This is a genomic window from Citrobacter sp. LST-B2, from assembly GCF_057983045.1.
Genome location: NZ_CP192598.1, coordinates 458,692 through 468,198, shown reverse-complemented (window position 1 = coordinate 468,198; position 9,507 = coordinate 458,692). Strand labels below are relative to the sequence as shown.

The 9,507-nt window shown below is 50.1% G+C and carries 19 protein-coding genes; 1 reads left to right on the top strand and 18 read right to left on the bottom strand.

What is annotated here, in order from left to right; all coding sequences use genetic code 11:
- Window positions 1-83: 83 nt before the first annotated feature.
- Window positions 84-494 carry a large-conductance mechanosensitive channel protein MscL gene (mscL, locus tag ACQ0PY_RS02255; protein ID WP_042326268.1) on the top strand — a complete coding sequence of 137 codons (411 nt, stop codon included), beginning with the start codon at window positions 84-86 and terminating at the stop codon, window positions 492-494.
- Here the strand turns inward: mscL and arfA are convergent.
- From arfA to rplE, 18 genes are all read right to left on the bottom strand, one after another.
- Entirely contained in the window at window positions 491-709 is a 219-nt protein-coding gene (gene arfA, locus ACQ0PY_RS02250; RefSeq protein WP_042998373.1) for an alternative ribosome-rescue factor ArfA, read from the bottom strand. The genes mscL and arfA overlap by 4 nt on opposite strands.
- A gap of 55 nt (window positions 710-764) precedes the next feature.
- Complete coding sequence (gene zntR / locus ACQ0PY_RS02245) at window positions 765-1,190, bottom strand: Zn(2+)-responsive transcriptional regulator (RefSeq protein ID WP_044257546.1); 426 nt, start codon at window positions 1,188-1,190, stop codon at window positions 765-767.
- A 10-nt stretch (window positions 1,191-1,200) separates the two neighbouring features.
- Complete coding sequence (locus ACQ0PY_RS02240; protein ID WP_044265318.1) at window positions 1,201-1,569, bottom strand: DnaJ family domain-containing protein; 369 nt, start codon at window positions 1,567-1,569, stop codon at window positions 1,201-1,203.
- A gap of 106 nt (window positions 1,570-1,675) precedes the next feature.
- Window positions 1,676-2,062 carry a 50S ribosomal protein L17 gene (gene rplQ, locus ACQ0PY_RS02235; protein WP_001216372.1) on the bottom strand — a complete coding sequence of 129 codons (387 nt, stop codon included), beginning with the start codon at window positions 2,060-2,062 and terminating at the stop codon, window positions 1,676-1,678.
- Between the two features lie 40 nt (window positions 2,063-2,102).
- Window positions 2,103-3,092 (bottom strand): DNA-directed RNA polymerase subunit alpha, encoded by a 990-nt coding sequence (locus tag ACQ0PY_RS02230; protein ID WP_001162094.1) that lies wholly within the window; start codon window positions 3,090-3,092, stop codon window positions 2,103-2,105.
- 25 nt (window positions 3,093-3,117) lie between these two features.
- The gene (gene rpsD, locus ACQ0PY_RS02225) at window positions 3,118-3,738 is read right to left on the bottom strand and encodes a 30S ribosomal protein S4 (RefSeq protein ID WP_000135226.1); all 621 of its coding nucleotides are present in this window, start codon (window positions 3,736-3,738) and stop codon (window positions 3,118-3,120) included.
- Window positions 3,739-3,771: 33 nt separating this feature from the next.
- Complete coding sequence (gene rpsK / locus ACQ0PY_RS02220) at window positions 3,772-4,161, bottom strand: 30S ribosomal protein S11 (RefSeq protein ID WP_001029684.1); 390 nt, start codon at window positions 4,159-4,161, stop codon at window positions 3,772-3,774.
- A gap of 16 nt (window positions 4,162-4,177) precedes the next feature.
- Window positions 4,178-4,534 (bottom strand): 30S ribosomal protein S13, encoded by a 357-nt coding sequence (gene rpsM, locus ACQ0PY_RS02215; RefSeq protein ID WP_012908431.1) that lies wholly within the window; start codon window positions 4,532-4,534, stop codon window positions 4,178-4,180.
- A 146-nt stretch (window positions 4,535-4,680) separates the two neighbouring features.
- The gene (rpmJ, locus tag ACQ0PY_RS02210; protein WP_000868187.1) at window positions 4,681-4,797 is read right to left on the bottom strand and encodes a 50S ribosomal protein L36; all 117 of its coding nucleotides are present in this window, start codon (window positions 4,795-4,797) and stop codon (window positions 4,681-4,683) included.
- 31 nt (window positions 4,798-4,828) lie between these two features.
- A complete protein-coding gene (secY, locus tag ACQ0PY_RS02205; protein ID WP_001118864.1) occupies window positions 4,829-6,160 on the bottom strand; it encodes a preprotein translocase subunit SecY in 1,332 nt (443 codons plus the stop codon).
- A 7-nt stretch (window positions 6,161-6,167) separates the two neighbouring features.
- Window positions 6,168-6,602: a 50S ribosomal protein L15 gene (gene rplO / locus ACQ0PY_RS02200; RefSeq protein ID WP_001238917.1), complete on the bottom strand. Its 435-nt coding sequence runs from the start codon at window positions 6,600-6,602 to the stop codon at window positions 6,168-6,170.
- 3 nt (window positions 6,603-6,605) lie between these two features.
- Complete coding sequence (gene rpmD, locus ACQ0PY_RS02195) at window positions 6,606-6,785, bottom strand: 50S ribosomal protein L30 (protein WP_001140434.1); 180 nt, start codon at window positions 6,783-6,785, stop codon at window positions 6,606-6,608.
- 3 nt (window positions 6,786-6,788) lie between these two features.
- Window positions 6,789-7,292: a 30S ribosomal protein S5 gene (rpsE, locus tag ACQ0PY_RS02190; RefSeq protein ID WP_000940121.1), complete on the bottom strand. Its 504-nt coding sequence runs from the start codon at window positions 7,290-7,292 to the stop codon at window positions 6,789-6,791.
- 14 nt (window positions 7,293-7,306) lie between these two features.
- A complete protein-coding gene (rplR, locus tag ACQ0PY_RS02185; protein ID WP_000358956.1) occupies window positions 7,307-7,660 on the bottom strand; it encodes a 50S ribosomal protein L18 in 354 nt (117 codons plus the stop codon).
- Between the two features lie 9 nt (window positions 7,661-7,669).
- Entirely contained in the window at window positions 7,670-8,203 is a 534-nt protein-coding gene (gene rplF / locus ACQ0PY_RS02180; RefSeq protein ID WP_012135817.1) for a 50S ribosomal protein L6, read from the bottom strand.
- 12 nt (window positions 8,204-8,215) lie between these two features.
- Window positions 8,216-8,608, bottom strand: a complete 393-nt coding sequence (gene rpsH, locus ACQ0PY_RS02175; RefSeq protein ID WP_000062611.1) for a 30S ribosomal protein S8 — start codon at window positions 8,606-8,608, stop codon at window positions 8,216-8,218.
- A 33-nt stretch (window positions 8,609-8,641) separates the two neighbouring features.
- A complete protein-coding gene (gene rpsN / locus ACQ0PY_RS02170) occupies window positions 8,642-8,947 on the bottom strand; it encodes a 30S ribosomal protein S14 (protein WP_001118929.1) in 306 nt (101 codons plus the stop codon).
- Between the two features lie 14 nt (window positions 8,948-8,961).
- Window positions 8,962-9,501: a 50S ribosomal protein L5 gene (gene rplE, locus ACQ0PY_RS02165; RefSeq protein ID WP_001096206.1), complete on the bottom strand. Its 540-nt coding sequence runs from the start codon at window positions 9,499-9,501 to the stop codon at window positions 8,962-8,964.
- Between the last annotated feature and the right edge of the window lie 6 nt (window positions 9,502-9,507).

Sequence of the window (9,507 nt, the reverse complement as noted above, 5' to 3'; positions counted from 1 at the left end):
CATAATCTTAATCTCAATACTTAAATGGCAAATGCCTTAACATTTGTTAAACTTATTAACGTCAGCTGCATAGGGAGAATATAATGAGCATTATTAAAGAGTTTCGCGAATTCGCGATGCGCGGGAATGTTGTCGATTTGGCAGTGGGTGTCATTATCGGTGCGGCGTTCGGTAAAATTGTATCGTCACTGGTTGCCGATATCATTATGCCGCCGCTGGGTTTGTTAATTGGTGGGATCGATTTTAAACAGTTTGCCGTCACATTGCGTGATGCGCAGGGAGATATCCCGGCCGTTGTGATGCATTATGGCGTGTTTATTCAGAATATCTTCGACTTTGTGATTGTCGCCTTTGCTATTTTCATGGCAATTAAGCTCATTAACAAACTCAATCGTAAGAAAGAAGAGCCGGCGGCTGCACCTGCACCGACGAAAGAAGAAGTCTTGCTTACTGAGATCCGCGACCTGCTGAAAGAACAGAATAATCGTTCTTAACAGACCGCAGAAAGCAGAAGGCCAGTGGTAAAAAAGTGATTCACTTTCTTGCCACTGGCCTCCCAGTTACCCCGGTTACCGTGTTTGCCTTTACGTAAATAACTCCCTTTCCCTTTCTTATTCTTTTCAACACGCTGTCTGAATAGCGGGTCATGTAATAATGCCTCAATGGCATTGTCCTTTATCTGCCCTTTCGTATGCTGATAACGACTCATAATAACTCCAGTTTGTAGTTTAACGGCGGGAGTGTAGTCCCACCTGTCTGATAAATCAACAGCCCGACGCCACTCCACTGGCTCCTTGTTCAAGAGCTTCCAGAATTGAGCAGTACACACTGCTATGCGCAGTGCCACAGCAGGCATCGTTCAAACGCTGCAATGAACGCTGCATGCTTTGCAGTTCGGCAATACGAGCTTCAACTTCTTTCAGCCTGTCCTGCACGATCCCTTTGGATTCCTGACAGGTATGATGTTCAGGATCGATACGGATCGATAACAATTCACGGATCGACTCAAGGGTAAAGCCAAGCTGTCGGGCATAGCGGATGAATTTAAGCCGTTGAAGATCCTTTTCCGTATATAACCGGAAACCGCCTTCAGTGCGCACCTCATGCTCCATCATCTGCTGCTTTTCATAGTAGCGGATCGTATCAGGGGTCACTTCCGCCAGCTTTGCTAACTCACCAATGCGATACATGTCCACTCCATTAATTATCGTTAATTTTATGCAGCAACTTATCAGCATACTCAGCGCGTAAAAATTCCGTGCTCAGACCGGACTGCCGCAGCTTCAGTTCCAGCAGTGACAAACGCCGACTCACTTCCTGATACTGCGGATCATCCTGCCGCAGGCCTTTCAGCAGATCCAACAACTGGATGGCTTCTTTCCGCTGCTCCAGTTCGGGTGGGAGACAGCCTGCGTTCTTCAGTAAGCGATAACCGGCACGTAGCTCATCAGGCACATGTGAATCATCATCCAGCACCAACGGTTGGCCAGCGCCGCGAAGATCTTCAAACTCACCTTTTCTTTGTGCATCGATGATATGACGCTCTGCCCACTGGTCCAGTAACCACATAATGACTCCAGGGGATGAACAAAAAGAGTACAGATATTGTAGATAAGTGGGGGTGCTGCGGATATAAAAAAACCCGCCGAGGCGGGTTTTTTTACGTTACTACAGATTACTCTGCAGCAGCTTCTGCTTTCGACTCAGAGCGATCAACCAGCTCGATGTATGCCATCGGCGCATTGTCGCCTGCACGGAAGCCACACTTCAGAATGCGAGTGTAACCACCGGCGCGGCTCGCGAAACGCGGGCCCAGCTCGTTAAACAGTTTTGCCACGATCTCGTTATCACGAGTGCGGGCGAATGCCAGACGACGATTAGCTACGCTATCAGTCTTGGCAAGAGTAATCAGCGGCTCAACTACGCGACGCAGCTCTTTCGCTTTAGGCAGGGTCGTCTTGATGATTTCATGACGAACCAGTGAACCTGCCATGTTGCGGAACATAGCCTGGCGATGGCTGCTGTTGCGGTTCAGTTGACGACCACTCTTACGATGGCGCATGACCTTATCCTTCTCAGTAAAACCTTAACCTGTGATCCGGTTACTCGTCAGCGATGCTTGCCGGTGGCCAGTTTTCCAGGCGCATGCCCAGAGACAGTCCACGGGAAGCCAGCACGTCTTTAATCTCAGTAAGAGATTTTTTACCAAGGTTAGGCGTCTTAAGAAGCTCAACCTCAGTACGCTGTACCAGATCACCGATATAGTGGATAGCTTCTGCTTTAAGGCAGTTAGCAGAGCGGACAGTCAATTCCAGATCGTCAACAGGGCGCAGCAGGATCGGATCGAATTCTGGTTTCTCTTCTTTCACTTCCGGCTGACGTACATCACGTAAATCAACGAAAGCTTCCAGTTGTTCTGCCAGAATGGTCGCCGCACGACGAATCGCCTCTTCAGGATCGATTGTGCCGTTGGTTTCCATTTCGATGACCAGCTTGTCCAGGTCGGTACGCTGTTCTACACGCGCTGCTTCAACATTGTAGGCAATACGCTCTACAGGGCTGTAGCATGCGTCGACCAGCAGACGGCCGATTGGGCGCTCATCTTCTTCCGAATGAATTCGGGTAGAAGCCGGCACATAACCACGACCGCGCTGAACTTTGATACGCATGCTAATAGACGCGTTCTCATCGGTCAGGTGGCAGATCACGTGCTGCGGCTTGACGATTTCGACATCCCCGTCATGGGTAATGTCGGCTGCAGTCACAGGGCCAATGCCAGATTTATTCAAGGTAAGAATAACTTCATCTTTACCCTGAACTCTCACCGCCAGCCCTTTCAGGTTGAGCAGGATTTCCAGGATATCTTCCTGAACGCCTTCTTTGGTGCTGTACTCATGTAGTACACCATCAATCTCAACCTCGGTCACCGCGCAACCCGGCATCGATGAGAGCAGAATACGGCGCAGTGCGTTACCCAGAGTATGGCCGAAGCCACGCTCTAAAGGCTCAAGGGTCACCTTGGCGTGCGTCGAACTCACTTGCTCGATATCTACCAGGCGCGGTTTTAGAAACTCTGTCACAGAACCCTGCATTGTGTCCTCTCTTTGGTACTAAGCTTTACTTGGAGTAAAGCTCGACGATCAGGTGTTCGTTAATGTCCGCAGACAGATCAGAACGCTCAGGCTTACGCTTGTACGTACCTTCCATCTTGCCAGCATCAACTTCCAGCCAGGTTGGCTTTTCACGCTGCTCAGCCAGCTCCAGAGCGGCTTTCACGCGAGACTGCTTCTTCGCTTTCTCACGAATGCTAACAACGTCATTCGGACTAACCTGATAAGAAGCGATGTTAACAACACGACCGTTTACCATAATCGCTTTATGGCTAACCAGCTGACGTGCTTCTGCACGAGTGGCGCCGAAGCCCATACGGTATACAACGTTGTCCAGACGACCTTCCAGCAGAGCCAACAGGTTTTCACCGGTGTTGCCTTTCAGACGTGCTGCTTCTTTGTAGTAGTTACGGAACTGACGCTCCAGCACACCGTAGATACGGCGAACTTTTTGCTTTTCACGCAACTGCACACCATAGTCAGACAGACGCGGTTTACGCGCACCGTGCTGGCCAGGAGCTTGTTCAATTTTACACTTGGTATCGATCGCGCGAACGCCAGACTTAAGGAATAAGTCGGTGCCCTCACGACGGCTCAGCTTGAGCTTAGGACCCAAATATCTTGCCATTTTCTATCTCCAACTAACCTGGAAAACGAAGCGTTATACGCGACGTTTTTTCGGCGGACGACAACCGTTATGAGGGATCGGAGTCACATCAGTAATATTAGTGATGCGGAAACCAGCGGCGTTCAGAGCACGAATAGTAGATTCGCGGCCTGGACCCGGACCTTTAACCATAACTTCCAGATTCTTGATGCCGTATTCTTTTACGGCGTCAGCGCAACGCTCTGCTGCAACCTGAGCTGCGAACGGAGTAGATTTGCGAGAACCACGGAAACCGGAACCACCGGCTGTTGCCCAACCCAGCGCGTTACCCTGACGATCAGTGATAGTCACGATGGTGTTGTTGAAAGAAGCATGGATATGAGCCACGCCGTCAGAGACTTGTTTTCTTACACGTTTACGTGCACGAATTGGTGCCTTTGCCATTATTCAATCACCCCGATTATTTCTTGATCGGTTTGCGCGGACCCTTACGGGTACGTGCGTTGGTCTTAGTACGCTGACCGCGCACTGGCAGACCACGACGATGACGCAAACCGCGATAGCAACCAAGATCCATCAGGCGCTTGATGCTCATGCTGATTTCACGGCGCAGATCACCTTCAACGACAAATTTGGCAACTTCGTCACGCAGCGTGTCGATTTGTCCTTCAGACAGCTCACTGATCTTAACATTTTCAGCGATACCCGCTGCAGCCAGGATGGCTTTAGAACGGGTCTTACCGATGCCGTAGATCGACGTTAACGCGATCACAGCATGTTTTTGATCAGGAATGTTAATGCCTGCTATACGGGCCACTATGCACTCCTACTATTTAATATGTACGCACCATGCTGAAAAGCCCGTTTTCAGGATACTCAAATGGAAACGTACAGACATACAAAAGATTGGCTGGCTAATCTAGCCAGCTCAACCCAACTTTGCAAGAAAAATATGCGAATAAATCAGCCTTGGCGCTGTTTATGCTTCGGCTCGGCACTGCAAATCACACGGATGACACCATCACGCTTAACGATTTTGCAGTTACGGCATAATTTCTTGACGGAAGCACGAACTTTCATTTTTACTCTCCGTAACTTCTCGGGCGACCAATTATCGGCCGTAGCCTTTCAGGTTCGCCTTCTTCAATGCAGACTCGTACTGACTAGACATCATCAGAGTTTGCACTTGAGCCATAAAGTCCATAATCACGACAACAACGATAAGCAGTGAGGTCCCACCGAAGTAGAACGGTACTTTCATTGCATCACGCATGAACTCCGGGATCAGGCAGATAAAGGTAATGTAGAGCGCACCGACCAAGGTCAGGCGGGTCATTACTTTATCGATATACTTCGCCGTTTGCTCTCCCGGACGAATTCCTGGTACAAATGCACCGGACTTCTTCAGGTTATCTGCTGTTTCACGCGGGTTGAAGACCAACGCCGTGTAGAAGAAACAGAAGAAGATGATTGCAGACGCATAGAGTAACACATAAAGCGGTTGCCCAGGCTGCAAATACAGCGAAATTGTTGTCAGCCAGTTCCAACCAGTACCGCCCCCGAACCATGACGCGATGGTTGCCGGGAACAGAATAATACTGGAAGCGAAGATTGCCGGGATTACCCCCGCCATATTCACTTTCAGCGGTAAATGTGTGCTCTGTGCAGCATAGACACGACGACCTTGCTGACGTTTAGCGTAGTTTACCACAATGCGGCGTTGACCACGCTCAACAAATACAACAAAGAACGTCACTGCAAATACTAATACTGCAACCAACAGCAACACGAGGAAGTGCAGGTCGCCTTGACGCGCTTGCTCGATAGTATGGGCAATGGCTGGCGGGAGGCCCGCGACAATACCGGCGAAGATAATGATCGAGATACCGTTACCGATACCACGTTCAGTAATCTGTTCGCCCAACCACATCAGGAACATCGTCCCTGTGACCAGACTGACAACAGCGGTGAAGTAGAATGCAAAGCCTGGATTCATCACCAGACCTTGCATACCAGGCATATTCGGCAGACCGGTAGCAATACCGATCGACTGGAATATGGCCAACACCAGAGTACCGTAGCGGGTGTACTGGCTGATCTTACGACGACCAGACTCCCCTTCTTTCTTAATTTCTGCCAGCGTTGGGTGAACCACCGTCAGCAGCTGGATAATAATTGATGCCGAAATATACGGCATAATACCCAGGGCAAAGATAGAAGCACGGCTGAGAGCACCACCAGAGAACATGTTAAACATTTCAATGATGGTGCCTCGCTGTTGCTCAAGCAGTTTGGCAAGTACAGCGGCATCAATACCAGGGATCGGAATGAAAGAGCCAATACGGAACACGATAAGCGCACCGATAACAAACAGCAGTCTGCGTTTCAGCTCGCCTAAGCCACCTTTGGCACTTTGAAAATCTAATCCCGGTTGTTTAGCCATCTGCTACTTATTCCTCGATTTTACCGCCAGCAGCTTCGATAGCAGCACGAGCGCCTTTAGTAACACGCAGACCACGAACAGTTACCGGAGTAGTGACTTCACCAGCCAGGATCACTTTCGCGAACTCGATCTGGATACCGATAATGTTAGCCGCTTTCAGCGTGTTCAGGTCTACAACACCGCCTTCCACTTTCGCCAGGTCAGACAGGCGAACTTCGGCTGTAATCGCTGCTTTGCGAGAAGTGAAGCCGAATTTCGGCAGACGACGGTACAGAGGCATCTGACCACCCTCGAAACCGCGACGTACGCCACCGCCAGAACGAGACTTCTGACCTTTGTGACCACGACCACCGGTTTTACCGAGGCCAGAACCGATACCACGACCCAGGCGTTTACCCGCCTTTTTGGAGCCTTCGGCCGGAGACAGAGTATTTAAACGCATCTCTTACTCCTCAACTTTAACCATGAAGGAAACCGCGTTGACCATACCACGAACAGCAGGAGTATCCTCGCGCTCTACGGTGTGACCAATACGACGCAGACCCAGGCCAAGCAGCGTTGCCTTGTGTTTCGGCAGACGACCGATTGCACTGCGGGTTTGAGTAATTTTAATAGTCTTTGCCATGGTTTATTTCCCCAGAATTTCTTCAACGGATTTACCACGCTTGGCAGCGACCATTTCTGGAGAATTCATATTTTCCAGGCCATCAATAGTTGCACGAACCACGTTGATCGGGTTGGTGGAACCATATGCTTTAGCCAGAACGTTATGAACTCCAGCAACTTCCAGAACGGCGCGCATTGCACCACCGGCGATAATACCGGTACCTTCGGAAGCTGGCTGCATGAATACACGAGAACCCGTGTGAACACCTTTAACCGGGTGTTGCAGGGTGCCGTTGTTCAGCGCGACGTTAATCATATTGCGACGGGCTTTTTCCATCGCTTTCTGGATCGCTGCTGGAACTTCACGCGCTTTACCGTAACCAAAACCAACGCGACCGTTACCATCGCCTACTACAGTCAGAGCTGTGAAGGAGAAAATACGACCACCTTTTACGGTTTTAGATACGCGGTTTACCGCGATCAGCTTTTCCTGCAGTTCGCCAGCTTGTTTTTCGATGTGAGCCATCTTACACCTCTACCTTAGAACTGAAGGCCAGCTTCACGGGCAGCATCTGCCAGTGCCTGGACACGACCATGATATTGGAACCCGGAACGGTCAAAGGACACATCTTTGATGCCTTTTTCCAGAGCGCGTTCAGCGACAGCTTTACCCACAGCTGCAGCCGCGTCTTTGTTACCGGTGTACTTCAGTTGTTCAGCGATAGCTTTTTCTACAGTAGAAGCAGCTACCAGAACTTCAGAACCGTTCGGTGCAATTACCTGTGCGTAAATATGACGCGGGGTACGATGTACCACCAGGCGAGTTGCGCCCAGCTCTTTGAGCTTGCGGCGTGCGCGGGTCGCACGACGGATACGAGCAGATTTCTTATCCATAGTGTTACCTTACTTCTTCTTAGCCTCTTTGGTACGCACGACTTCGTCGGCGTAACGAACACCCTTGCCTTTGTAAGGCTCAGGACGACGGTAGGCACGCAGATCTGCTGCAACCTGGCCGATCACCTGCTTATCAGCGCCTTTCAGCACGATTTCAGTTTGAGTCGGACATTCTGCAGTAATCCCTGCCGGCAGCTGATGGTCAACCGGGTGTGAGAAACCTAATGACAGGTTTACTACGTTCCCTTTAACCGCTGCACGATAACCTACACCAACCAGCTGCAGCTTCTTAGTGAAGCCTTCGGTAACACCGATAACCATTGAGTTCAGCAGGGCACGCGCGGTACCAGCCTGAGCCCAACCGTCTACGTAACCATCACGCGGACCGAAGGTCAGTGCATTATCTGCATGTTTAACTTCAACAGCATCGTTGAGAGTACGAGTCAGCTCGCCGTTTTTACCTTTGATCGTAATAACCTGACCGTTGATTTTTACATCAACGCCGGCAGGAACAACGACCGGTGCTTTAGCAACACGAGACATTTTTTCCTCCGATTAGGCTACGTAGCAGATAATTTCGCCACCAAGACCAGCCTGGCGCGCTGCACGATCAGTCATAACACCTTTAGAGGTAGAAACAACCGCGATACCCAGACCCGCCATAACTTTCGGCAGCTCATCTTTACGTTTATAGATGCGCAGACCTGGGCGACTGACACGCTGAATGCTTTCTACAACAGCTTTACCCTGGAAATACTTAAGAGTCAGTTCCAGTTCCGGCTTGGTGTCGCCTTCAACTTTAAAATCTTCAATAAAACCTTCTTCCTTCAGCACGTTGGCAATTGCCACTTTCAGCTTGGAGGAAGGCATGGTGACCGCAGCTTTGTTCGCGGCCTGACCGTTACGGATACGGGTCAGCATATCCGCGATCGGATCTTGCATGCTCATCTGTCTTTACTCCCGTGATTCAATTGGTGACAATTACCAGCTAGCCTTTTTCAAGCCTGGTACTTCACCGCGCATAGCGGCTTCACGTAGCTTGATACGGCTCAACCCGAACTTGCCCACATAACCATGTGGACGACCTGTTTGACGGCAGCGGTTACGCTGACGAGACGGGCTGGAATCACGCGGCAGAGACTGCAGCTTAAGAACAGCGTTCCAACGATCTTCGTCGGAAGCGTTCACATCAGAGATGATCGCTTTCAGTTCAGCGCGTTTCGCGAAGTATTTATCAGCTAAAGCTACGCGTTTTACTTCGCGTGCTTTCATTGATTGCTTAGCCATTCAGTAACCCTACCTTACTTGCGGAACGGGAAGTCAAAGGCAGCCAGCAGAGCACGGCCTTCTTCGTCAGATTTCGCAGTAGTGGTAATGGTAATATCCAAACCACGAACGCGGTCGACTTTATCGTAGTCGATTTCTGGGAAGATGATCTGCTCACGGACACCCATGCTGTAGTTACCACGACCGTCGAATGACTTAGCGGACAAGCCACGGAAGTCACGGATACGCGGTACAGCAATAGTGATCAGGCGCTCAAAGAACTCCCACATGCGTTCGCCACGCAGAGTTACTTTACAGCCGATCGGATAGCCCTGACGGATTTTGAAGCCTGCAACAGATTTGCGTGCTTTGGTGATCAACGGCTTTTGACCGGAGATTGCTGTCAGATCAGCTGCTGCATTATCCAGCAGTTTCTTGTCAGCGATCGCTTCACCAACACCCATGTTCAGGGTGATCTTCTCGACCCGAGGGACTTGCATGACAGAATTGTAGTTAAACTCAGTCATGAGTTTATTAACTACTTCGTCTTTGTAGTAATCATGCAGTTTCGCCATCGTACT

Coding starts and splice junctions, on each gene's coding strand:
- mscL (WP_042326268.1), top strand. CDS start 84: ATGAGCATTATTAAAGAGTTTCGCGAATTCGCGATGCGCGGGAATGTT.
- arfA (WP_042998373.1), bottom strand. CDS start 709: ATGAGTCGTTATCAGCATACGAAAGGGCAGATAAAGGACAATGCCATT.
- zntR (WP_044257546.1), bottom strand. CDS start 1,190: ATGTATCGCATTGGTGAGTTAGCAAAGCTGGCGGAAGTGACCCCTGAT.
- ACQ0PY_RS02240 (WP_044265318.1), bottom strand. CDS start 1,569: ATGTGGTTACTGGACCAGTGGGCAGAGCGTCATATCATCGATGCACAA.
- rplQ (WP_001216372.1), bottom strand. CDS start 2,062: ATGCGCCATCGTAAGAGTGGTCGTCAACTGAACCGCAACAGCAGCCAT.
- ACQ0PY_RS02230 (WP_001162094.1), bottom strand. CDS start 3,092: ATGCAGGGTTCTGTGACAGAGTTTCTAAAACCGCGCCTGGTAGATATC.
- rpsD (WP_000135226.1), bottom strand. CDS start 3,738: ATGGCAAGATATTTGGGTCCTAAGCTCAAGCTGAGCCGTCGTGAGGGC.
- rpsK (WP_001029684.1), bottom strand. CDS start 4,161: ATGGCAAAGGCACCAATTCGTGCACGTAAACGTGTAAGAAAACAAGTC.
- rpmJ (WP_000868187.1), bottom strand. CDS start 4,797: ATGAAAGTTCGTGCTTCCGTCAAGAAATTATGCCGTAACTGCAAAATC.
- secY (WP_001118864.1), bottom strand. CDS start 6,160: ATGGCTAAACAACCGGGATTAGATTTTCAAAGTGCCAAAGGTGGCTTA.
- rplO (WP_001238917.1), bottom strand. CDS start 6,602: ATGCGTTTAAATACTCTGTCTCCGGCCGAAGGCTCCAAAAAGGCGGGT.
- rpmD (WP_001140434.1), bottom strand. CDS start 6,785: ATGGCAAAGACTATTAAAATTACTCAAACCCGCAGTGCAATCGGTCGT.
- rpsE (WP_000940121.1), bottom strand. CDS start 7,292: ATGGCTCACATCGAAAAACAAGCTGGCGAACTGCAGGAAAAGCTGATC.
- rplR (WP_000358956.1), bottom strand. CDS start 7,660: ATGGATAAGAAATCTGCTCGTATCCGTCGTGCGACCCGCGCACGCCGC.
- rplF (WP_012135817.1), bottom strand. CDS start 8,203: ATGTCTCGTGTTGCTAAAGCACCGGTCGTTGTTCCTGCCGGCGTTGAT.
- rpsH (WP_000062611.1), bottom strand. CDS start 8,608: ATGAGCATGCAAGATCCGATCGCGGATATGCTGACCCGTATCCGTAAC.
- rpsN (WP_001118929.1), bottom strand. CDS start 8,947: ATGGCTAAGCAATCAATGAAAGCACGCGAAGTAAAACGCGTAGCTTTA.
- rplE (WP_001096206.1), bottom strand. CDS start 9,501: ATGGCGAAACTGCATGATTACTACAAAGACGAAGTAGTTAATAAACTC.